General features: G+C 66.9%; 25 protein-coding genes and 1 riboswitch. Of the genes, 7 read left to right on the forward strand and 18 right to left on the reverse strand.

Annotated features, from left to right (window positions below; genetic code table 11):
• Positions 1–10: 10 nt before the first annotated feature.
• Positions 11–1,315, reverse strand: coding sequence for an alpha/beta hydrolase (locus GV007_RS01840; protein WP_160070748.1), 1,305 nt, complete (start codon positions 1,313–1,315; stop codon positions 11–13).
• A gap of 245 nt (positions 1,316–1,560) precedes the next feature.
• Between GV007_RS01840 and GV007_RS01845 the strand changes: the two genes are divergently transcribed.
• Together GV007_RS01845 and GV007_RS01850 are read left to right on the forward strand one after the other, a co-directional pair.
• Positions 1,561–2,121 carry a hypothetical protein gene (locus tag GV007_RS01845; protein ID WP_236558248.1) on the forward strand — a complete coding sequence of 187 codons (561 nt, stop codon included), beginning with the start codon at positions 1,561–1,563 and terminating at the stop codon, positions 2,119–2,121.
• 76 nt (positions 2,122–2,197) lie between these two features.
• On the forward strand, positions 2,198–3,379 hold the full coding sequence (locus GV007_RS01850) for a hypothetical protein (protein WP_160070749.1): 1,182 nt from the start codon (positions 2,198–2,200) through the stop codon (positions 3,377–3,379).
• Here the strand turns inward: GV007_RS01850 and GV007_RS01855 are convergent.
• Complete coding sequence (locus GV007_RS01855; protein ID WP_160070750.1) at positions 3,369–3,659, reverse strand: excalibur calcium-binding domain-containing protein; 291 nt, start codon at positions 3,657–3,659, stop codon at positions 3,369–3,371. The two genes, GV007_RS01850 and GV007_RS01855, sit on opposite strands and share 11 nt — an antisense overlap.
• Positions 3,660–4,239: 580 nt before the next feature.
• Here GV007_RS01855 and GV007_RS01860 point away from each other — a divergent pair.
• The gene (locus GV007_RS01860) at positions 4,240–4,836 is read left to right on the forward strand and encodes a hypothetical protein (RefSeq protein WP_160070751.1); all 597 of its coding nucleotides are present in this window, start codon (positions 4,240–4,242) and stop codon (positions 4,834–4,836) included.
• 14 nt (positions 4,837–4,850) lie between these two features.
• Here GV007_RS01860 and GV007_RS01865 read toward each other — a convergent pair whose 3' ends face one another.
• From GV007_RS01865 to GV007_RS01900, 8 genes are all read right to left on the reverse strand, one after another.
• The gene (locus GV007_RS01865; protein ID WP_236558249.1) at positions 4,851–5,261 is read right to left on the reverse strand and encodes a (deoxy)nucleoside triphosphate pyrophosphohydrolase; all 411 of its coding nucleotides are present in this window, start codon (positions 5,259–5,261) and stop codon (positions 4,851–4,853) included.
• 32 nt (positions 5,262–5,293) lie between these two features.
• Complete coding sequence (locus GV007_RS01870; protein ID WP_160070752.1) at positions 5,294–5,968, reverse strand: excalibur calcium-binding domain-containing protein; 675 nt, start codon at positions 5,966–5,968, stop codon at positions 5,294–5,296.
• Positions 5,969–6,193: 225 nt separating this feature from the next.
• Entirely contained in the window at positions 6,194–6,886 is a 693-nt protein-coding gene (locus GV007_RS01875; protein ID WP_236558250.1) for an amino acid ABC transporter ATP-binding protein, read from the reverse strand.
• 119 nt (positions 6,887–7,005) lie between these two features.
• Positions 7,006–7,908: an amino acid ABC transporter permease gene (locus GV007_RS01880; RefSeq protein WP_442960370.1), complete on the reverse strand. Its 903-nt coding sequence runs from the start codon at positions 7,906–7,908 to the stop codon at positions 7,006–7,008.
• A gap of 3 nt (positions 7,909–7,911) precedes the next feature.
• Positions 7,912–8,757 carry an ABC transporter substrate-binding protein gene (locus tag GV007_RS01885; protein WP_104331065.1) on the reverse strand — a complete coding sequence of 282 codons (846 nt, stop codon included), beginning with the start codon at positions 8,755–8,757 and terminating at the stop codon, positions 7,912–7,914.
• Between the two features lie 84 nt (positions 8,758–8,841).
• The gene (locus GV007_RS01890; RefSeq protein ID WP_160070754.1) at positions 8,842–9,366 is read right to left on the reverse strand and encodes a cupin domain-containing protein; all 525 of its coding nucleotides are present in this window, start codon (positions 9,364–9,366) and stop codon (positions 8,842–8,844) included.
• Positions 9,359–10,693, reverse strand: a complete 1,335-nt coding sequence (locus GV007_RS01895) for an amidohydrolase family protein (RefSeq protein ID WP_236558252.1) — start codon at positions 10,691–10,693, stop codon at positions 9,359–9,361. The genes GV007_RS01890 and GV007_RS01895 overlap by 8 nt, the downstream gene beginning before the upstream one ends.
• An 11-nt stretch (positions 10,694–10,704) precedes the next feature.
• Complete coding sequence (locus tag GV007_RS01900) at positions 10,705–12,537, reverse strand: adenosylhomocysteinase (RefSeq protein ID WP_160070756.1); 1,833 nt, start codon at positions 12,535–12,537, stop codon at positions 10,705–10,707.
• A gap of 106 nt (positions 12,538–12,643) precedes the next feature.
• Positions 12,644–12,758: riboswitch (SAM riboswitch) on the forward strand.
• A gap of 77 nt (positions 12,759–12,835) precedes the next feature.
• On the opposite strand from GV007_RS01900, the gene GV007_RS01905 reads away from it, so the two are divergent.
• Positions 12,836–13,519 carry a hypothetical protein gene (locus GV007_RS01905; protein ID WP_160070757.1) on the forward strand — a complete coding sequence of 228 codons (684 nt, stop codon included), beginning with the start codon at positions 12,836–12,838 and terminating at the stop codon, positions 13,517–13,519.
• Positions 13,520–13,644: 125 nt separating this feature from the next.
• Here the strand turns inward: GV007_RS01905 and GV007_RS01910 are convergent, their stop codons facing one another.
• The 5 genes from GV007_RS01910 to GV007_RS01930 all read right to left on the reverse strand — a co-directional run bounded on the left by GV007_RS01910 (position 13,645) and on the right by GV007_RS01930 (position 17,549).
• The gene (locus GV007_RS01910) at positions 13,645–14,004 is read right to left on the reverse strand and encodes a hypothetical protein (protein WP_104241063.1); all 360 of its coding nucleotides are present in this window, start codon (positions 14,002–14,004) and stop codon (positions 13,645–13,647) included.
• Positions 14,005–14,013: 9 nt separating this feature from the next.
• Entirely contained in the window at positions 14,014–15,408 is a 1,395-nt protein-coding gene (locus tag GV007_RS01915) for an NAD(P)-binding domain-containing protein (protein WP_160070758.1), read from the reverse strand.
• Between the two features lie 114 nt (positions 15,409–15,522).
• On the reverse strand, positions 15,523–16,086 hold the full coding sequence (locus GV007_RS01920) for a hypothetical protein (protein ID WP_160070759.1): 564 nt from the start codon (positions 16,084–16,086) through the stop codon (positions 15,523–15,525).
• A gap of 77 nt (positions 16,087–16,163) precedes the next feature.
• Entirely contained in the window at positions 16,164–16,730 is a 567-nt protein-coding gene (locus tag GV007_RS01925; protein ID WP_194677230.1) for a hypothetical protein, read from the reverse strand.
• An 87-nt stretch (positions 16,731–16,817) separates the two neighbouring features.
• Positions 16,818–17,549 carry an alpha/beta hydrolase gene (locus GV007_RS01930; protein WP_160070761.1) on the reverse strand — a complete coding sequence of 244 codons (732 nt, stop codon included), beginning with the start codon at positions 17,547–17,549 and terminating at the stop codon, positions 16,818–16,820.
• Positions 17,550–17,617: 68 nt separating this feature from the next.
• Here GV007_RS01930 and GV007_RS01935 point away from each other — a divergent pair, with 68 nt between their 5' ends.
• Positions 17,618–18,802 (forward strand): cation:proton antiporter, encoded by a 1,185-nt coding sequence (locus GV007_RS01935; RefSeq protein WP_160070762.1) that lies wholly within the window; start codon positions 17,618–17,620, stop codon positions 18,800–18,802.
• A gap of 155 nt (positions 18,803–18,957) precedes the next feature.
• Here the strand turns inward: GV007_RS01935 and GV007_RS01940 are convergent, their stop codons facing one another.
• From GV007_RS01940 to GV007_RS01950, 3 genes are all read right to left on the reverse strand, one after another.
• The gene (locus GV007_RS01940; protein WP_104331074.1) at positions 18,958–19,449 is read right to left on the reverse strand and encodes a SixA phosphatase family protein; all 492 of its coding nucleotides are present in this window, start codon (positions 19,447–19,449) and stop codon (positions 18,958–18,960) included.
• A gap of 180 nt (positions 19,450–19,629) precedes the next feature.
• Complete coding sequence (locus tag GV007_RS01945) at positions 19,630–20,472, reverse strand: alpha/beta fold hydrolase (protein WP_160070763.1); 843 nt, start codon at positions 20,470–20,472, stop codon at positions 19,630–19,632.
• Between the two features lie 208 nt (positions 20,473–20,680).
• Positions 20,681–21,037, reverse strand: a complete 357-nt coding sequence (locus GV007_RS01950; protein WP_160070764.1) for a hypothetical protein — start codon at positions 21,035–21,037, stop codon at positions 20,681–20,683.
• Between the two features lie 279 nt (positions 21,038–21,316).
• On the opposite strand from GV007_RS01950, the gene GV007_RS01955 reads away from it, so the two are divergent.
• Both GV007_RS01955 and GV007_RS19125 read left to right on the forward strand, forming a co-directional pair.
• Positions 21,317–21,709: a hypothetical protein gene (locus tag GV007_RS01955; RefSeq protein WP_160070765.1), complete on the forward strand. Its 393-nt coding sequence runs from the start codon at positions 21,317–21,319 to the stop codon at positions 21,707–21,709.
• A partial coding sequence (locus GV007_RS19125; protein WP_236558254.1) for a hypothetical protein occupies positions 21,685–21,908 on the forward strand: 224 nt, incomplete at its 3' end. The genes GV007_RS01955 and GV007_RS19125, both read left to right, overlap by 25 nt.

Raw genomic sequence — 21,908 nt, forward strand, 5'->3', positions numbered from 1 at the left:
TGACGCTCGGTCAGGTGCCGGTCGAGAGCCCGAGCACGGGGTAGAGCACGTTGAAGCCTTCGGTGAGGCCGCCGCTGACGGCGTCGCCGCCGTGGTCGGCGCCCTGCACGATGAACAGGGTCGTCGCGATGCCGAGGGCCTGGGTGGCGTTGGAGAGCGTTGTCGCCATGGAGACGAAGTCGGGGTCTTCACTGCCGGCCGTGAAGATGGCGGTCATTCCGGCGTACGTGCCCGCCGGCGCGGCGTTGAAGATCGTGATGGGCTTCGACGCTTCGAAGGCGGCGGTGTCGCCGCCGTAGATGTCGGTCGTGACGGCGTCTGGAGTCTCTGAGCCGGGGTACTGCTCGCCGGAGACGCTGATGATGTTCTTGAAGGTGCCGGGGTCTTTCGCGGCGTACTTGGCCGCGCATCCGCCGCCATTGGAGTAGCCGGCGACGGTCCAGTACTTGGGGTCCTGGATGACGTTGAGGTTGGCGTTGACCCAGTTGACGACGTCGGTGGTGACGTAGGTCTCGGCGTTGCCGTACTTCGCTGAGTCGGCGCAGGCCGGGTCGACGTCGCCCGCTCCGCCGAGCTGGTCGGCGACGACGACGATGGGGGCGAGGCCGTTGTGGTCGGCGGCGAACTGGTCGAGGACGTCGCTGATGATGGTCGGGTCGGGGTTGCCGACGTAGCCCATCATCATGATGACGACGGGCAGGGCTGGGGCGTTCTCGACGAGCGCCGCCGGGGGCAGGTAGATGCCGGCGTCTCGGGCCACGAAGCCGGATTCGGTGCCGGGAATGGGGGCCGAGCCGCGTTCGCCGACGGAGGGCATGTCGTCGGGCGCCTGCCACGTCGCGGCGAGGGGCTGCGTGGGCGCGGCTCGGTTGTCGGGGTTGTACTCGGGGAGCGTGATCTGGTCTTCTTCGACGACGCCGAAGACGGAGCCGAGGGTGGGGTTGAGGCCGTAGAAGGCGTTGATGCCGGTTGCGCCCGCGAGGAGGTAGGCGAGGATGGCGACGCTCGCGACGATCTTGCGCCAGGGCTTTGCGTCCGGGAAGGAGGCGATGGCGAGGCCGACGCCCGCGAACATGGCGGTCGCCCACACGCCAACCATGAGGGGCAGGTTCACTCCGAAGAGGTCGAGCAGGTTGCCCGCGAAGTAGATGCCCATGCCGAGCAGCGCTCCAGCGACGGCGCCGATGGAGGCGCGCACGAACCACTTCGGGTCGGGGTCGCGGACGAGCAGCGTGATCGTGAGAGCGACCGCGACGAGGTAGATGATCCACATCGCGGGCGAGTTGACGATGGGCAGCTCGAGGATGGCGCTCATGCGCGCGCGGGGAACGACATCGGGTGCTCCTTCGAACGAAGCGTTACGGGGGATTCTGACGAATCTCGGGTCCCGGTGGACTCAACTTCTCACACGGGGTGAGAGAAAGCTACACGCGAAGGCGGAGCGAATTGCTGGGTGGCGATGGGTGGATGCGCGGCTCAGATTGCCTCCAAGTGCTCGGCCGGGACCGCGGGTCGCTGGCGAGGCTTCCGACTCGGCAGCATCGGCGCTACGTTTCGAGGGTGAGCACCCCAGCAGAGGTCGAGGAGCCCGCGGACGAGCGCCAGCGCGACGTGCCGCTTGGTGTCGTCATGGTGGGTATGGCGGCGGTCGCCTGGTGGCCGGCATTCACCCTCGGAGCGTGGGGTGAGGTGTTCTTCGACGACATCCTCGGGTTCTGGGCGGCATCGACAGCCGCGTTCGTGTTCGTGCTGCTCGAACGGCGGAGGGTGTGGGGCAGGCTGTGGCGAGCGGGGCTGCTGCTCGTGCCAACGATGTGGCTGGTCCTCAACTTCCTCGTCGACGACGACTCGGGCAACCTTGGTGTCGCCTTCGTAGACCTCGCCGCGCTCCTCGTCGTGCTCGTGTGCGTGCCCTTCACGCTCTGGGTGCTGCTGCGCATCGTGTGGCCCGACTTCGTCGATCGCACCTCACGGCATCGGCGCTGGCTGATCGTCGCCGTGGTCGGCGGCATCGTCGTGGTCGCCTACGTGCTCGGCCTCAACCAAGCGCACTTCCTCAACTGCGACGACTTCGCCATCAGCGGGAACTCGCTGCCGCCGGGGTGCGTGCAGGGGAGCTGACTTGTCTTCCCGCCCTCACGCGAGGACCAGTCGCCTCTATGGTTGGAAGCTGATCGCTGCACGGGGGAGAAGCTTGATGACGTCGATCTATGTCAACCGTCAGCGCAGTATCGAAGCTGACCCGCAGGCACGAAAAGCCCTTGAGACGTTCTTCACGCGGATGCTCGAATTCGGTGCGGATTCCGCGCCCGGGCTTGAGCGTGTTCCCGGGGCAACAGACTCGCGGGCGCGACTGGTGGCTCTCGACGGCGGATACTCGGCGCTGGTCTTCGCGCTCGAGGTGTCTCCGGCTTCGAACGCCGCGGTAATCGCCGGCATATGGCCTGCAGCTGTCGCCCGAGAGAAGGCACGCACTTTGGTGCTGCAGCTGAACCCGGTCAACGGTCTGCCTGAACTCGAGCAGGCGGCGAGCGCCGAGGACGCAATCGAACGCCGCGCTGAGATGCAGCGCATGGTGCGTTCGGACGCTGAGCGGAGTTCTGAGCACTTTGCGTCATTGAGCGAACAGCAACGAACGGAGCCGGAGAACGACTCAGGGCCTGGTGAGTCTCAGAGATTGCCTGAGTGCGACCCGGCAATCGGCGGCCCCACGTACGAACCTGGAGCGTCGGCCGCCGCTGACGCACAATGGAGTGCAGCGACGGCTCGGGTTGGAGCAGACGCCGCAGCCAAGGGGGACCCGATTGATCAAGCCCTTGGTGAGTGGATCGGTACGCGGACGCAAAGCGGCGAGGTGACGGCTGTGTTCGTGACCTACGAGCAGATGCGTGCCTTCGAACAGGCGGAAGGGCAGCAGGAGTCGGGTGTACCTCCGTTCGAGGGCATCCATGGTCGCTTCCGGCCCATGGACGTTGAACGGCGAATCGGCCTGCCTCGAGAACTCTTCGCGCGTGCGTGGGATGCACGGACTCAAACCGCCTTTGACGAGGTTGTCGACTCCTGCGGGAACGAGTGGCAACGTCTCGTGCTGACCCGCATGCTGGAGCAGCTGACGGTCGACGACGTCATAGCCGAGTTTTCTCTTGAGACGCAGGTGCTGCCGTCGGACCCGGAGCCCACGGCCGAGCAGTGGGAGGCCTACGTGAAGGCTGTCCAGGTCACACGAGAGCGTCGGGACGCGGGTGAAGCCGTCGACGAGCCGGAGGTGCCGGGTCCGCCGTACCGCGTTGAACTCGGTCTTCCCGCGTCAGACGCCGAAATCGTCGCGTCCTTCGAGCATCCGACTGCTCGGCTCCAGTTTCAACGCGTTAGCACTTGAACGGCTGCTTGTTCGAGGCCAGGTGACGCGCCGTCTGCTCGCAGCCGATGTCGTCACTGTCGCGGTCGAGGTGTGGGCCGTAGCCAGGATCCTCGGCGTAAACGGGTGCTGGGTCGGGAACACCGACTTCCTCAACGGGGACGACAACTTCAGGGGTCGTTGTGACGGTGACTGACACCCTCTCGGTCGGAAGCGTGGCCGTGGTGATGACGCTGACCGTTGGCGCGGTCTCGGCGACCGGCTCGCTCGCGGACGCGCATCCACTGAGCACTCCGAACACGACGATCGAAAGGGTCGCTGCCGCAGCAATAGGGGTGTGGCGCGGAAAGCGCGACTAAGACGTGGGAAAGGTACGCACGATGAGGGGCTCCAGAGATGGGGGAGTGCGCGAAAGCCCCGGCTAGCACAAGCGACGGGCGTTCGCGTCGTCAAATGCCCGGGTGCTGGGGCATTTGGTGCTGAGGTGAGCTGGGGCAGGGGAGAGGGCGGATTTGATTTGGGTTGAATGCACCGCGGTGCTTCTCCTCGTGTACTGCAGTCGGTAGTCTATAAGCGTGGATTTCCCCTGGCCCATACGCATCGGTGAGACTCTTCGTCGACGCCAGATCCACGAGATGCTGGGCGGGCAACAACAGCAGGGAATTTCGACTCCCCGTGGAAATCCAAATATCCTCATCTTCACTGACCCCAAGAAGGGGCGGAGATACGGGTACGACCTCCATGAAGGCCTTCGCGCCGACGGAATGTAGGCGTATACAGGTGAGGGCACGTTCGGGGATCAGCAGTTTCTTCGCGGGAACGCAGCAATCATGTCCTCTGTGCAAGATGGTCGACTCATCAGACTCTTCACAGTGCAGGGAGTGGATGCAACCTACGTCGGCGCTTTTACTCTCGCTGACCCGGCGTTCGAGTACCAAGAAATACCAGATGTAGAGCAGGGATCCCGCCGCGGCATCATCTTCCTGCTCGCCCCGGTCGACGCAGATGTGTCGCAACTTGTGCCGAATGGCATCCTCGAGGCCGAGCAAGTTGTTATCGCTGATTGGGTCACGCCTGAGTGGGAAGGCTTCACTGTCGAGCTGCAGCCCAGGGGGCTGGAGATCTCGAGAGTTGAATTCAACCTGCAGGCAGCATTCGGAACCTGGCTGCAGTCGAAGAACCATGTGGTTCAGTCCATGTCGCTGGTAGTCGGGAACACTCGGATTCGTCCCGACTTCTACGACAGCACTGCGGGCGAAGTCATTGAGGCGAAGAAGTCCACCGCGCGCTCGTACGTTCGCATGGCTATTGGGCAGTCACTCGACTATGCCCACAATGCGCGACAAGCCGGCTACCCCGTGAAGCCAGCAATCCTGCTGCCGGGGCGCATTGAAGATGACCTCTCCGAGCTTTGTCGTGAGCTCAAGGTCCGTGTCCACACTCGTGTCGGAGAAGGTTTCGTAGAGAGCGAATGGTGAGGGGGATCCAGAGTCTACTCTGCGCTCCGTATGAGTCTCTCCACAGCTGGAAGATCAGGTTTTGCCCAATTCAGGGCTTTGAGCTGGTTGATTGGGACCCAGCGCATGAGGTCGTGGTCCGTGCTGCTGCTGGGTTCAGCTCCAAGAGTCTCGACGAGATAGCAGCTGAGGTCGATGGTCACATCTTGCAGCGTTGTCCTGGACCGATCGAACAGTTCGAGAACGTCGACTTGGATAGAGAGTTCCTCGGAAATTTCCCGAGCAAGCGCCACCTCGTGTGTCTCGCCGGGTTCCACTTTCCCACCCGGAAACTCCCACGATCCGGCCCCACTCTTTTCGGGGCCTCGTCTGCAAGCGAGCACGTTTCCATCTTGAAGAAAAATGCCCGCGACGACCGTCATTGTTGTCTCGTTTCCAGTGGTCACGTCGACAGTCTGGTCCAACTTTTGTTGGTCGGCTAGTTCTCGCATCCGATGCCATCCCCGTCGCGGTCAAGATGCGATGCGTACCCCGGATCGCCCGCGTAAACCGGGGCAGCACCGGCATTCCTCGCCTCTGTGCAGTTCGCGAAGTAGACGTTCGGCTGCGGAGCTGGTTCAGGGGCCGCGGGCGCAGGTTCGGGTGCCGCGTAGAGGGGAGCTGGTGCGTCCACTGGTGTGTCGATCTCAGGCTCGGCCACAGGGATTGGATCGGCAACAGGCACCGGCTCTGCCACTGGTGCAGCAACCGGTTCGGCCGTGACGGTGACGAAAACGGTCTCAGTGGGAGCCTGAACCGTCGAGGTCACTGTGACTGTGGGTGCAGGTGCCGCGACTGGCAGCTCGCGAACTGTTTGCGAGCCGGCTATCGACCCGCCAACCACACACACGACGAGCCCTGCCCCCATGGTTATCGCGCCCAGTTTCCGAGAGCGAGGCAGGCCCGCCCAGCTGCTTCTGCCCGTAGCCAGCACGTACAGCCCAGTGAGAAATCCAATCAGACCAGCAAGTGAAAGAAAAGTGCCGACACCTCCGTTGATTGAGGCGACCAAAAGCAGGAGGAGCAGAACACCCGCAACGATCCAGGAGAACACGGTCATTCGGGATCGCCACGTGGTCTGAGGGGGCTGGACCGGCGCGGGGTAGAACGTCATGTGGACTCCTGGGTCTCTGAGGATTCTCTGAGTCTAAAGCCGCAAAACGCGGCCGATAAACCTCCCCAGGGACACGGGGAATCACTAATCGTGGCCGACTGGATGCACTATCAGGCGGCGGTTGCCGAGCCCGCCCGTTGTTTTGACGTCAGCCCAAGAGCGCGCGCACCTGAGAACGCGGGTCGGCTGCTGATGGAGGTGAACTCAGCCTCCGTCCCTCCGCACCTACGCCGCGAGGCTCACCCGCGACAGGAACTCCACCGTCTCGGGTCGCTGCGGGTTCGTGAAGAACTGCTCGGGCGCGGCGCGTTCGATGAGCACGCCGTCCTTAAGGAACACGATCTGGTCGGCGACGCGCCGCGCGAAGCTCATCTCGTGCGTCGCCATCAGGATCGTGGCGCCCTGCTCCTTCAACTCGAGCACCACATCCAGCACCTCACCCACCAACTGCGGGTCAAGCGCGCTCGTGATCTCGTCCAGCAGCAGCACCTTCGGCTCCGTCATGATGGCCCGCGCGATCGCCACCCGCTGCTGCTGACCACCAGACAGCCGATCCGGGTAACTCGTCGCATGCGCACCCAGGCCCACGCGCTCGAGGATGGCCGTGCCCCGTGCTGCCGCCTCAGCCCGAGGCGTCTTGTGTACCTTCCGGGCAGCGAGCGTCACGTTGTCGAGCACCGTCATGTGCGGGAACAGGTTGAAATGCTGGAACACCACGCCGATGCGGCTCCGCACCGCGTCCGCATTCGCGCGCGGGTCGGAGATGTCCTCGCCATCGAGGAAGATCTGCCCGTCGTCGACCCGCTCGATCAGGTTGATCGTCTTCAGCAGCGTCGACTTGCCCGATCCGCTCGACCCCACCAGCACGATCACCTGATGCGGCAGCACGGAAAGATCGATGCCGCGCAGCACCTGCACGTCACCGAACTGCTTGTGCACTCCCCGAACCTCCAGGACCGGCTTCAGGTCACCGGTGGTGCCAGCGGATGCAGCGGTGCCCGCGGCGGCGGACTCGTCGTCGTATGCATACACGTCACTCATACCGTGCCCCCGATCTGCTCACGCTTCTGCGCCCGAGCCGTGTACCAATCCGTCAGACGGATCATCGGCAGGCTGATCAGCACGAACAGCAGACCCGCGACCACGTACGGCGTGTAGTTGTAGGTGAGCGCCGTCTCGATCTGCGCGGCCCGCACCGCATCCACCGCACCCAGGATCGAGATGAGGCCGACGTCCTTCTGCATGGAGATGAAGTCATTCATGAGGGCCGGCGTCACCTTGCGCACACCCTGCGGCATCACCACCAGGCGCAGCGTGGCAGCGTGCGAGAGGCCGAGCGAACGCGCAGCCACGCGCTGCGTCGGATGCACCGACTCCATACCCGCCCGCAGCACCTCGGCGACATACGCCGAATAGACGAGCACAAGCGCGAGGGTGCCCCAGACGGCCGCATCCACGCGAGGGAAGATGCCTAGCGCCGGAACGCCGATGCCCACCAGGTAGAGCACGATGATGATCGGCATGCCCCGGAACAGGTCCGTGTACACCGTCGCGACGGCACGCAACGGGAAGAAGACCGGACCGCGCAGCGTGCGGATGACCGCCAGCAGCGTCGCGAAGATCGCCACCCCCACCACGGCGACGGCCAGCACGCGGATGTTCAACCACAGGCCCTCGAGCACCGTCGGCAGCACTTCGATCGCGTAGTCGAGATCGAAGAACGTCTCCGACACCGCCGCCCAGCCAGGCGTGTTGATGAGCGTCGCCCAGACGATGACCGCGAACGCGAGCGTCGAGACGAGCGCCACCAGCACCGAACGCTGCGACTGGCGTCGCCGGAATGCTCGCCGCTCGAGCTCGATCGCACTTGGCGACCAAGGCTCGGCGGCCGCGGCGCTCGCCGACACTTCGGCGGGAGGAGGAGGAGGGACCTGCGACACGAGCTACTTCAGCGTCGGAACGTCAACCGACGTCTCGAGCCACTCGGTCTCGAGCTCGCCGAGCTTGCCGTTGTCACGCAGCGCATCCACGGCGGCCGTGACCGGCGCCGTCAGCGCAGAGTCCTTCGGCAGCACGATGCCGAACTCGTCGCCACCCTCGGTCGAGTCGAACTGGCCGATGATCTTGCCATCCTCGAGCTCCACCCCGGTGAGGTAGAACGCCGTCGGCAGGTCGGTGACCAGCGCATCGATCTGGCCGCTCTTCAGCGCCAGGACGGTGTCCTCGTTCGAGTTGAAGACCTCAGGATCCTTGCCGAGCGCATCCTTCGCGACCGAGTAGCTCGTCGAAGCCGCGGCGACGCCCACCTTGGCGTCCGCGAAATCGGCGATCGATGCAGCACCGGCGACGCTCGACCCCTCGGTCGTGATGATCGCCTGCGTCGTCGTGTAGTACGGCGACGAGAAGTCCACGGCGTTCTTCCGCTCCTCGGAGATCGTGAACTGCTGCAGGTTCAGATCGAAGTCCTTTGGCCCCGGCGCGACGGCGCTGTCGAAGGTCGTGCGCACCCACTCCACGTCCTCCGGCGCGTACCCTAGCTCCTCGGCAACCGCCAACGCGACGGCGGCCTCGAAGCCCTCGCCCGTCTCCGGAGCGTTGTCGATGACCCACGGGTAATACGCCGGCTCGCCCGTCGCGATCGTCAGCTTGCCCGGCGTGAGCGTCTGCAGCCCGTCACCCTCGGCAGCCGGCTCAGTCGTGGACGTGCCGGAGCACGCGGAAAGCGCGAACAGCGCGGCGATGACGCCAGCGGCGGCAGCGCCCTTGCGGATGCGGGAGGAGAGAGTCATGACAAGCCTTTCGTTCACTGCTGAAGATAGGGGAAGGCGCACGCAGGCACGCGCCCATTACGCCTGGTTGCAGGCAAGGCAGGCTCACGCCTCGGGGCCGTCGACCAGCGTGAAATCGTCGAAGCTGAAACCGGGGGAGACGAGGCAGCTCACGAGCACCTCTTCCTCGCCCGGCAGCGTGCGCTGCCAGTGCCCGGCGGGGACAAGCTCCTGCGCGTGCTGAAGATCGAGTGTGACGGGCTCGCGGGCATCCGGCGCCGACCCGTTGCCGCCCAGCTGCAGCTTGAGCGAGCCTGGGCCGTGCCACATCCAGATCTCGTCGCTGGTCACGAGATGCCAAGCCGACGACTCGCCAGGGGGAAGCAGGAAGTGGATGAGCGTGGCCGCGGGCCGCTCGCCGTTCGGGGTCTGCAGGCGGTCGCCCGACGTCCACGTGCGGCGATACCAGCCGCCTTCGGGATGCGGCTCGAGGCCCAGCTCCGTGGCGCGCGCGGGGACGGCGGACGGCTCGTGCGCATCCGCATGCCGACGCCCCTGCGCAGCTGACCCTTCTGCTGCAGTCGTCTGCGTCTCGCCCTGCTGCTGCTCTGCGTTCCCCTGCTCAGCCACGTGAAACCTCCAGCTCAGTGTTGTCGGCGGCCCAGACGAGCTCGCCGCCGATCATGGTCGCCGACGCCCGGCCTGCCCCCGCCTCGGCGAGCGCGACGATACCGTCAGCCACCGACACCACGGGCACGTCGAAGAACGCCAGATCGGCGCGCGCCCCCACGGCGAGGTACCCGGTGCGGTCGGGACCGAGGTCGAGGCCCAGCGCGTGCGCCCCGCCGAGCGTCGCCGCCGAGAGGATGCGCTCGTGCAGGTCGTCGCCCCGATACCCCTGCGAGCGCGCCACCTCGACGAGCGTCGCGACGTCGTGCATGAGGTCGAGCGACGGACTCGACGACAGCGAGTCAGTGCCGATCGCGATCGGGCTGCCCTCCACGAGGTACTCGGCGACCGGCGGCGCATCGAGGCCGATGACCTCGTTCGACCGCGGACACAGGGCGACGCTCGTGCCGCGCTTGCGCAGCAGCGCCCGGTCCGACGCCGTCATGTACACGCCGTGCGCGACGTGGCAGTCGGGGCCCAGCACGCCAAGCTGGTCGACGAACTCCGTCGCGCTCATCCCGAAGCCCGCCGAGCGCATCGCCCGGAAGCTCTCGAGCTTCACCATCTGCCATGGCTCGCCGTCGACGCCGCTGCCATCGCGCTCGCCCTCGAATGCGGCCTCGCCCAGGTGCAGGTGCGTGCGCAGCCCGCGCTGGCGCACGATGTCGGGGATATCGAGCAGGGGAACCGCGTCGAGCGAATACGGCGCGTGTGGGGAAAGACCGGCGCCCGGAGTAGTGGGGATGCGATCGAGCTCCTCCACGATGAGCTGACGGCCCCGCTCCTGCCAGTCCTCGTTGGTCCAGCTCATCACCTCCCAGTAGGTGATGCCGTGCAGGCCAGACTCGTGCAGCACGGGGATCGCCGTCGGGTCGGTGACGATGTCGGCGACGCTGGTCGTGCCCGCGCGGAGCAGGCTCTGCGCGCCCGCCATGGCGTCGGCGTACCAGTCGTGGGGGAGCACGTAGTCGCGGTTGAAGGCCTCGGCCCAATCCTCGAACCCGTTGTACTGGCGCTGCCCGACGGCGGCCATGCCGGTGTACTGCAGGTGCGAGTGCGCGTTGACGAGCCCCGGCATCAGGATGCCGTCGTGGTGCACCTCCCGCGCCACGACGCCGCGCTCGGCGAGCGACTCCGTTACCCAGGCCCGCTCGCCGACATGCACGATCCTGCCGCCGCGCACCGCGACCGCGCCGCCCAGGATCGGAGGCGCGGTGATCGGGATGACCAGCGTCGCCGTGTAGACCGTGACCTCGTCGTGCGCCGAGGTCTTTGCTGCGTTCTGCACGGGCGCTCCAGTCATGCGTTCGGGAATCTGGTGGGATGCCAGGCGGGCTTGTGGCTCTGGCCCTCGGTCTGGCTCCTGCGCGGGTTCCGGGCCGTCGGCTCGGGCAGGGTCTCGGTTTCGGACTCGGAGAGTTCCGGACTCCTCTGCCCGACGTCGGCACCGAGCATCCTGGCCGCGATGACCTCGTCGGCGCTCGGGGGCAGCGGATGCACGCCCGGCTCCCGCACGTCGCCGCGCGCCAGCATGCCGGCCGCCGTGAGCTGCGCCGCGAACGAGAGGTCCATGATCTGCACCGGGTTGCCCTCCGCGGCGGTGATGTTGATGCAGCCACCGCGATCGAGAACGAGTGCGGGGGAGTCTGCGGAGCCGGAGCCGGAGCCGGAGCCGGACGCGGATGCAGCCGTCGAGCCGTCGGCCCGGTCACCGTGCTCGGCCCCCGGCCAGACCACGACGTCGACCTTCCACGCCCGCGATTCCAGACGCGCACCCAGCGACTGCGCGTCTTCGAGCGCGATCTCGTCGAGCACCCCGCCTGCGACGGCAAACGCCGTGCCGGGGCCGGCCGCGCGCAGGTGGGCCGCGATGATCGTCTGCGGCTCACCGGTCGCAGAGATGACGACATGGGCGGTGCCGACCGTGTCCTCGAGGGGCGCCGTGTCGTAGCCGGCGTACCGCGCCTCGAGCGCCCGCACCGGATCGAGCTCGCACACCGTGACCACCGCCCCAAGTGCCGACGCGTGCTGCGCGACCCCCACACCAACCGGGCCGAAACCGACGACCGCGACGCGTGCATCCGCGAAGCCCCTGCCGAGCTGGTCGAGGAGATCGGCGATCGCGAAGACGCACGACTGGCCCGTGCCGTACCGGTTGTCGAAGCGGGTCTTGACGCGGGCATCGTTGACGGCGAGGACGGGGATGCGCAGTGCGTCGCCCATGGCGTGCAGCGGGCGGAGGCCGCTTGTGGTCTCCTCGGCAGCACCGAGCAGCTCGACTCCGTCGTGAGCCGCGAGGCGGATGAGGTGCGAGCCGTCGTCGAGCAGGAACTCGTGCCCCTCGGCGAGATACGCGCGCGCGTTCGCGAGCTGCCCGTCGGCGTCCGCGCCCGAACCGGCGTGCACGGCGAAGCCGCGAGCCCTCAGGGCATCGGCGACGGCGTCGTCTGTCTCGTCGCTGTGCGCGTAGAGCGACACCTGCGCCCCGGCCTCGGCGAGCAGCAGCGAGAGCACGGCGGTCTTCGGCTCGAGCACCATGCTCACCCCGAAACGGCGCCCCCGCAGCACCCCCTCTGCCGCGAGCGACGCGGCCACCCGCGAGGAGGCTGGCATGAACCGGCGGGCCCAGTCGAGGCGCAGATCGGCGTCACGGGCGGCCTCGTCCGAGCCCGGTTCGAGCGCCTCGGCTCGGCGGCGAGTGGAGTCGAGTCGCGCAGCGGCCGGGTCGAGGCGCAGAGCGGCGGGGTCGAGTCGGATCACGTCGAGGCCGCGGCCATCGGCGAGGCGGTAGCGGCGCGAGGGCGGTCGCGTCGCGAGCCCAACCGGGCCCCGTGCCTCCAGCGCGATTGCGAGAGCCCCGTCGTCGCTCGCGTCGACCACGATCGCCCCGTCGCGGAACGGCGGCTCGTCCGGCATAGCAGCCGACGGACTGGCCTCGTCGGCCGTCAGGAAGACGTAGTCGGCCCGGTCGGACCCACTGGAGACCGCGCCGAGCGCGCGCAGCAGGCTGCTGAGCGCGCCGGCCGGCTCGCCCGCACCGGCGACGTGGATGCGCTGCCCCGCGATCACCAGGTTCGTGGCCGCAGCGAAGGCGCGCACGAGCCGCTCGGCAGTCAAAGAGGCGTCATTCACGGCGCAAGTCTAGAGACAGCTGGAGTCCGACTCGGGACACATGACTGGATTTCGTCACAGCCCGACATCGCACGCCTCCCGTCGCTCGTGCTAGCCTCCATCCCACGTTCACGAGCTGCAGCGTCAAGTACCTGGCTAGCTGCACGGCAACCCTCCACCTGAGTGGGGTGCCCCAGGGGAAGAACGGGTCGACACCGCCCGGTGTGCGACAAGTCAGTTCACGCGCCAGCCGGTGCCGAGCGGGGCGACCCGCGCGTGCATCCGCCGAACGCGTGGCCTACCCGCCAGGAGCGCACCCATGCCCGAAACGCCAGCCCCAATCGACGACGCCACCCGCAACCAGAGTGGCGTCCATCTCATCCACGCGAAGCGCGACTGGGATGCGGAACTCGACCAGGACGCCCTCGCCGCGTTCCGAGAGCTGCCCCACGAACTCCGCCGCGAGTGGCTGCTCGCCGTCCTGCGCTGGCCGCCCCACTCGCACGGCACACCGACCTTCGCCATGGCGTTCCTGTCCGGCATGTTCCGCAAGGGCCAGGTTGACACCAAACCCGACTGGCAGGAGTTCGCGGGGCGCTGGCACCAGCTCGGCTTCTCGCCGATGCTGTTCCTGCTGCTCAACGTGACGGCGCAGAGCCGCGCGCGGTTCCGGCTCGAAGCCCACGAGAAGGCGCCGCACGGGGCATCGCCCACGTCGCTGCTCGAGCGCGCCGGGTTCGAGCAGGGGCGCATCGGCTACCGGGCAGGTCACCTGCGCCCCAGCGACTGGACGGAGATTCCGACCGCCTACGACAACGGCGACTTCGCCAGCGCGGTCGACGTCTGGCTCACGAGAGCGGGGGAGACCCCAAGTGGATGCGCGAGCTGCGTCGCCCGTGGGCTCGAACGGCGCGCCTTTCGCGACGAAGGTCCGCGCGGCGACGGCCGGCTTCGCGACACGAACCTCGAACACCTAAGCCGGAAGTCCACCGAGCGAGACTGAGGGTGCGGTGTTCTCTCGAAACCACCGAACTGCGGGCACTGGACGCCGTTCAGTGGTTTCGAGAGAAAGGTCATGCCTTCGCCGACTGCCCTCGAGCGGGCGTCAGACAGGAGGAGCTGGGACGCCTACGCGTCGACGACCCCCGTGAAGCGGGTCCCGATGCCATACGAGAACTCCCGGGTCGTTCCAGCGGCAGGCTCCGGCAACTCGTCGAGATCATGGTTGTCGCACGACACGTACGTGAACTCCGGCCACCACTTCTTGGGCCGCACCTTCTCCACCGTCCCGCACACCTCGCACGTCAGCGTCGCCCACACCGGGCGCTTGCCCGTGCGGTTCGCCCGCGACTGCGCCAGCCACGCCGGCGGGTTCGCGTCCAGCTCGGCCAACGCCTCCTCGGCGATGTACGGGGGCAGGCCGTTCCGCTTCGCCATCTCCAGAGGGATGTCGAGGCGGATCGCTGCATCATGTCGGCTGAGCTTCATCCCGCCAGCCTAGAGCGCAGGCGCGCCGGCGGAGTCCGCGGCCGGGTCCTCGGCAGGGTTCGCGGCCGGCAGCGGAGCGAGGTACCTGGCCAGGCTGTCGTCGAGTTCATCCACCCACTTCGTGTGGTGCGTGGACGCGATCGTGCCCGTCATCACGGAACGGTAGGCGCGGTCGCGGTACCCCATGATGTCCTCCGCCTTGTCGTGCTTCCACTCGAGGAAGATCTCCACGACCTCATCGAGGTCGAACATGGGGTAGTCGGTGGCCTCGATGAGGTCACGCACGTAGTCGGCCTGGAAGCGGATCTCGTCCGCTGCCCCGCCGATCGCGTGGAAGCGCTCGAGCCACGCCTCGATGTCGGCCCGGCGCGCATCCACGCTCGGAAGCACGACGTCGCCCAGGATCACGTCGCGCACGAACCAGGCCTGCGCGTCGAACATGTTGAACGTGAACCACTGGTCCTGCGCGCCCAGGTAGAAGAGGTGCGGGTTCTGCTCCCACACCACACCCTTGTAGAGGCCCTCCGGGTACACGTTGTTGGGGGAGTCGAGCGCCAGCTCGCTCGGCAGGAACGGGTACTTGTGCAGGTAGCCCGTGCACAGGACGACAGCGTCGAAGTCCTTCTCCGTGCCGTCTGCGAAGTGCGCGGTCGAGCCGTCGAACCGCGTCACGAGCGGGCGCTCCTCGAAGCCGAGCGGCCAGTCGTAGCCCATCGGCGCCGTCCGGTAGCTCGCGGTCACCGAGCTCGCACCCATCTTGTGGGCCTGGCTGCCGATGTCCTCCGCCGAATAGCTCGAGCCGATGACCAGCACGTCCTTGCCCCGCAGGTTCTCCGCGCCGCGGAACTCGTGCGCGTGGCTCACCTGGCCTGGGAACGTCTCGAGGCCCTCGAACGTCGGCATCTTCGGGAACGAGAAGTGCCCGGATCCCACGACGACGCGGTCGAACACCTCACGGCTCGTCTTCTTCGACTCCAGATCCTCGCTCACGAGCGTGAACTGCTGCGTCGCTTCGTCGAAGTCGACCCAGCGCACAACCGTGTTGAAGCGCACGTACTTGCGCACCCCTGCGCGCTCGACGCGGCCCGAGATGTAATCCCACAGGGCCGGTCGCGGCGGGTACGAGGAGATGGGGCGGCCGAAGTGCTCGTCGAAGCTGTAATCAGCGAACTCGAGCGCCTCCTTCGGGCCGTTCGACCAGAGGTTGCGATACATGCTCGAGTGGACGGGCTCGCCGTGCTCGTCGAGGCCGGTCATCCAGGTGTAGTTCCACTGGCCGCCCCAATCCGCCTGCTTCTCGAAGCAGACGATCTCAGGGATCTCCCGCCCCTGCTCTGCCGCCGACTCGAACGCTCGAAGCTGTGCCATGCCGCTCGGGCCCGCACCGATGATCGCAATTCTCATGTTCTGTTGTTCCCTGGTTCTGTATGTCTGGTCGAGTTACGTATGACGCTGTACTGACCACCAGGTTAACAAGTCGCGTTCTCGTCGCCGCCGTCGGCGAAGCGGATGCGCCGCTCAGGGCATGCAGACAGCGCTGTCCTCTTCGAGGTCGGTGCTCGATGAGTCGTAGCCGCCGGTCTGAACCGAGCCGGCGACGATGGCCGTCCCCATCGTCGAGAACGTGTACGTCGTCGTGACGAGCGGGGTCGGCTTCGCGGGCGCCTCTGTGTCGAGTCCGTAGACCGCGCCGTAGTCGGGCAGGTCGGGGAGCTCCAGCTTCTCGGTGTCCGTCTTCAGCGTCAGCTCGTGCTCATCAGCGAACGTCTGCATGGAGGACGCGGTCCAGCCCTCCTGGCTGCGGGTCGCATCCAGCGCCGGCTTCAGCTCGGTCTCGCACCGATCAGCCAGCGTCGAACGGAAGACGAGCGTGCCCCCAAATATCGTGGCCGCGATCGCCAGCAGGCAGAAAACGACTCCGCCGAACCTGATGTAGCCGAGGTATGCGTCGCTCCAGTTCGGCTCGCGGTCGCGGAACATCCACCGCTGGCCCGTCGATGCGGCAGCCGCCGGCCAACCGGCCTGCCACACCCCGAGCACGGCGAAGAGTGCGGCGACGGCGAAGATCGGGAAGAAGTCCATGAGGGCTGATGCTAGACCCGACGCGGGGTGTTACGCGCGCTCCGTGAACGCCTGGTCACCGCGTCTTCACGCCCCGCTCAGCAGGCGCAGGTCATGCTCGCGAACTGGTTCAACCCGACGACCGCGAAGATGACGCCGGTGATGAGGAACACGGGCGCCCCCAGGATGCCGCACCAGAAACTCGGCGCCTGCTTCTCGCTCGGCAGGAAGAAGGTGACGATCGCCACCGCGATCGCCCATAGCGACACCGGGGCCAGGAACGGCTGCTCGAACACCCAGATCATCGGCACCCAGTGCAGGCCCACGATGAGCAGCATGACGGGTGCCATGAGCTCGCCCTTCTTCTTCCGCAGCAGGATGATCGCGGCGATGAGGCCGCCGACGACCTCGACCGCCACCATGGCGATATAGACGGTGAACGGCACGGAGTCGACCCTCAGCGCCGTCGCGCTCGTCCAGTTCCTGATGGCCGTCGGCAGCGTGATGCCGACGAGTGCGACACCGGCGAGGCCCAGCACCCCGAAGACGATGCGCCAGGCCCAATGTCGGGGCCGCTCCTGCGCCCACCCCGCCCACACGAAGGTCGCGAAGCCGAACAGGGACGCAGTGAAGATGACATCTCTCGGGAATTCGACGGACAGCATGCGCACCCCTTCATCGTTCATCGATGTGCGGCTCAGCCTAGGGGAGCGAGCCGCCACGGGGCTGGGGAGAAGTGCCCCGCCTGCTCGTCAGATCAGGTCGCGGATCGCCCCGTAGCTCGCATCCACGTCGTGCAGCCAGAACAGGTGACCGACCTCGGGGAGCTGACGCACCTGCCACCCCAGAGCCTCGAGCTCGGCGGGCATCGGGGCGGGAACCACGGCCTTACCCTCGGCGGAGAGCACGATCGTGGATGGCACGACCGGGGCGGCAGGCGTGTACGGAGCATGCGCGACCTGATCGAAGATGCCCACCGTCATCTTCCCGTCGAAGCGCTTCTTCGCCCGAGCATTCAGCGCCCGCGTCTCTGCCGAGTACCGCTTGGTGTTGTTGGTGCCCGTCGCAGCGCCCGCCAACATCACGAGCGGCAGCGTCACACCGGACAGCCCCCAGAACACGCGCGCACCGAATCCCTCGCTCGGCAGTCCGAGCTTGAACCCCGGATCGAGGTAGATGGCCCGTTCGGGGCGAAGCCGGGGTACCGCCCGCACGAGCAGGGCACCGCCCAGCGAATGCCCGACCGCGCTGTGCAGGTCGTCCGGAAGCGTCTCGATCAGGTCATCGACGAACTCGTCGAGTCGGTAGCTCTCGGCCCGCGGGCTCTCGCCGTGGCCCCGCAGATCGACGGCGATGGCCGTGTACTCGCCCGACTCGGCGATGCGCCCGGCCAGCGAGCCCCACAGCTCGGCGCTCGCGCCGATGCCGTGCACCAGCGCCACCTTCCTCGGGCCGTCGCCGGTGGTGATCGTGTGCAGCTTCATGCATCCGCTCCAGTGCTCGTGTCCGAATCGCCGCCCACGCTACGCGTGCCCGCTGTTACTCTGAGCGCGTGTCGGAACCCGGGGTCTTCCTCATACCGGCCCTCGCAGTGCTGGCTCCCCTCTTCACGCGCAGCATCTCGCGCTGGGTCAAGGTGCCCATCGTCGTGTTCGAGCTCCTCCTGGGCATCGCCGTCGGGCCGAGCTTCCTCGGCTGGGTCGACAAATCAGACCTGCTCGACTGGCTCTCCGAGTTCGGCCTCGCCGCCCTCTTCTTCGTCGCCGGCAACGAGATCCGCTTCCGCAGCCTCGGCGGCGGCCCACTCGCCCGGGCATCGCTGGCCTGGGTCGCAAGCCTCGTCATGGGGCTCGCCGCGGGCTTCCTCATCGCGCCGGGAGAGGCGGCCGTCATCATCGCGATCGCTCTCAGCTCGACCGCGCTCGGCACGCTCATCCCCATCCTCCGGGACGCGGGGGAACTCGGCTCGCCCTTCGGCAAGGCGACGACCGCGATGGGAGCGGTCGGCGAGTTCGGGCCCCTCGTCGCGATCTCCATCTTCCTTGGAACCCGCTCCCCGGGCGTCTCCACGCTCGTGCTCGCGCTGTTCGTCGTCATCACCGGCGTCGCGATCTTCGTCGCCGTGCGCATGCAGCACGGGCACCTGCATCGACTCGTGAGCGCCAGCCTCCACACGTCCGGCCAGTTCGCGGTGCGCGTCGTCATCTTCACGCTCGCCTGCCTCGTCGCCCTCAGCGCGATGCTCGACCTCGACATCCTCCTGGGCGCCTTCGCCGCCGGGGTCATGTGGCAGATCATCATGCGCAGCGCGCCCGAGGCCGACCGCGAGCAGGTCGAGAGCAAGATCGAAGCGATCGCCTTCGGCTTCCTCGTGCCCCTCTTCTTCATCTACACGGGCGTAACCTTCAACCTCGATGCGCTCCTCGGCAGCCAACTCGCGCTCATCCTGCTGCCGGTGTTCCTCATCCTGCTGCTGGCGATCAGAGGCCTGCCCGCCCAGCTCGTCGCGCCGCGCGGCGCGGGCAACCGCGAACGGGCGGGCATCGGCCTCCTCAGCGCGACAGCGCTGCCCATCATCGTCGCTGTGACCGCGATCGGCGTCGACCAGAAGGTCCTCGACCCCGGCCTCGCGTCGTCGCTCGTCGGAGCGGGAATGCTCTCCGTGCTGCTCTTCCCCATCCTCGGCATGGCGCTGCGGCCAGCCGATGCGAAGCGGCACGAGAGCGCCAACGTCTGACGCAGCGGGGAAGCGACGGGGAAGCGACGGGACGCGGAGCGGACGCGACGGTTGGGAACGGGCCGTCAGGACTGGCGAGTGTCAGGGGTGGTGTCCGCCAGGTTCGGCTTCTCTCAGGCGCGGCGGCCGTCAGGGGCGGCGCTGGTGTCGAGAGGTCAGCGCGGCGCTCGAAAGGCCGTGATGTTCGCGGAGTTCCAGCGCAGCGCATCCCACTCGCCGTGGAACGTCAGCACGGTGATCCCCGAGGTGGGGTAGCCGTGTCGGATCTCCCGAGCCAACTCCGAGTCCTTGTCGGCGGCCAGAGCGATCGCAGTGCCCGAGACGGTCGGCTCGTGGCCGATGACGAGCAGCGTCTGCACCTCGGCGTCGGTCTCCTTGACCTGCTCGAGGTAGTCGTCTTCGCCGCCCATGTAGAGGGTGCTCGGGAACTCGGCGGGAGCGAGGATCTCGGCGGTCTCGAGCGTCTGCCGCGTGCGGGCAGCTGGCGAGCAGAGCACCTTGTCGACCTTCGGCGCGTTCGCGCGCAGCCAGTCACCGGCCTGCGCTGCCTCCTGCACGCCCCGGTCGGCGAGCGAGCGCTGGCGGTCGTCGATCGTCATCGGATGCTCGGCCTTGGCATGGCGGAGAAGGATCAGAGTGCGGGGCATGGGGTCAGCCTAGAGAACCAGATGGGCAACACGTCGAAGGCTGACCGCGTCGGTCGCTTTCGCTGGCCGCTTGGGTCGGCAGTGCTCGGTTCGCCACGCGATCGCGCCCCGCGCATCCGCTTTATATCTTTGATATCTGTGGATGCGCGGGGCGCGACGTGCTGCGGATCGCTCGGTCTGTCAGGCCTTGACGAACTTCAGGAGCGCCGCGTTGACTTCCTCGGTGTGGGTCCACAGGAGTCCGTGCGGGGCGCCGTCGACCTCGACGTACTCGGCCTCCGGGAACGCCGCGTGGAACGGGCGGCCCGTCGCGTCGATCGGCAGGATGTTGTCGCTCGTGCCGTGCAGGATGAGCGACGGCTTGCCGCTCGCGCGCACCGCCGCGACGTCGTCGCGGAAGTCCTCGATCCACGTCGGCACAACGGCATAAGCGGCGACCGGCGCCGACTGGGTTGCCGTCGTCCAGTTCGCGTCGACGACCTCCTGGCTGATGCGCGAGCCAAGGTTCTCGTCGAGGTTGTAGAAGTCTTTGTAGAAGTTCGTGAACCAGGCGAAGCGGTCGGCCTTCGCGTTGTCCGAGATGCCGTCGAAGACCTCCTGCGGAACGCCCGTGGGGTTGTCGTCACGCTGCACGAGGAACGGCTCGAGCGAGGCGAGGAAGGCCAGCTTCGCAACGCGGTCGTGGCCGTGCTTGCCCACGTACCGCGCGAGTTCGCCGGTGCCCATCGAGAAGCCGACCAGGATCACGTCGCGCAGGTCGAGGGTCTCGAGCACCACGTTCAGGTCGTTCGCGAACGTGTCGTAGTCGTACCCCTCGGTGACCTTGCTCGACTGACCGAAGCCGCGGCGGTCGTAGGTGATGACCCGGTAGCCGGAATCCAGCAGCTCTCGCGTCTGGCGCTCCCAGCTCGCCCCGTTCAAGGGGTAGCCGTGGACGAGGACCACCGGCTGCCCCGCGCCGTGGTCCTCGTAGTAGAGCTCGATGTCCGTGCTGTTCTGCGTCCCGACCTTGATGTAGCCCATAGCGCTGCTCCCTTCATCGTGGCGAATGCGACCGGCCCCGAGACGAGATCGTGCGGCGAGGCGTCGCGGAGACAATCCAATGACACGCGCCTGACCGCGAACCGAGACTGTGACCCCGGAAGGCTCCGAGCGTAGCCGTCTTGAGTACGGGGCCGAGAGTCTCCGCGGGCGGGGCTGTGGTCGGAGTCGTGGTCGTGTTCAAGGTGAGTCAGGCCGTCTGCACGGGGCGGAGGTCACCCGCTGGTGGGAATGGCAGCAGGTACTCGTTGTGCGGCACGGTCATGTCGCCCCAGTCCTCGCGCTTCACGCGGATGCGAACCGCCGACACCTCCGTGATGCGAACCCGAGTCCAGTGGCCGTCCTCGAGGCGCAGCTCGTAGGCGTCGGCAAGGTAGCCGATGCCGGTCTCCTCCAGAAGGGTCTCGGCCGCCAGCCAGTCGATGGCATCGGAACGTTCCCGACCGAGCAGGTCGATGACGACGAAGCCATCGCCGCGAGGGCACATCCACCCGAGAAGCTCGCCGTCTCCTCGTCGGTGTTCGATCCAGTCGCTGGGTGCAGTCATGCGTCGATGCTAGCCAGCGGCTGGAGACGGTTGGCGAGGTGTGGATAACTTCTGCGCGAATTCTCGGAGGCCACTACGTTGACGCCCATGCGTTCAGGGGAGAGAAGCAGACGCGCCGTCAGGGCCGCGCTGCTCGTCATGCTCAGCTTCGGGTCGGCCATAGGGGTGAGCGGATGCGCGCCCCAAGAACTGGCCCCAGCGCCAACCCCCAGTCCAGCGCTCAGTGCGCCGCCCGGCACGGCGCCCGTGCTGCCAACCAACGAAGAAGCCCTCGCGATCGTGGAGGAGCTCGTGCCGAAGTTCCTGGCGGCGGAGGCGGATCTCCTTCAGACAGGTACTACCTCGGCGCTCGAGAGCTTGGCGGTCACTGCCTACGTGGAGAGAGTTGAGCAGGATTATCAAGACCTACAGTCCCGCGGACTGTCGGTGTCCGGCGTTCCCACGCTCAACAGCCTTGGAGTTCAGAAGGTGGAGGCTGTAGAGCGAGATGTCGTTATCTCCTTGTATGGCTGCTACGACATTTCGACAACTCAGATGTTGGACGGAGGGGGTCTAGACGTTCTTGTTCAATCTGCGGGCTGGCGGTCACCAGTAATTGTTTGGGTGAATGACGCGGAGGGTGACTTCAAGATTCAGGAGTTGGAGCCATGGTCTGGCGCGAGCTTCTGCTAACTACTCTCCTTCTCGTTGGCGTGAACCCCGCCGGTGCGGAGTTGCATCCTCGGAGCTGCACCTATCTGAACTTTGCGGATGGTGTCTGCGGTGCGTCGAATGGTGGCGACAGCGTCAACATTCAGGTCGAGGAGACGTACGCGGACGAGTCCACATCTCCCGACTTCTCCGACGGCGGCGGGGGCGGGTGGGACGACGG

Source organism: Pseudoclavibacter sp. 8L (assembly GCF_902506465.1).
Classification (GTDB): Bacteria; Actinomycetota; Actinomycetes; order Actinomycetales; family Microbacteriaceae; genus Pseudoclavibacter.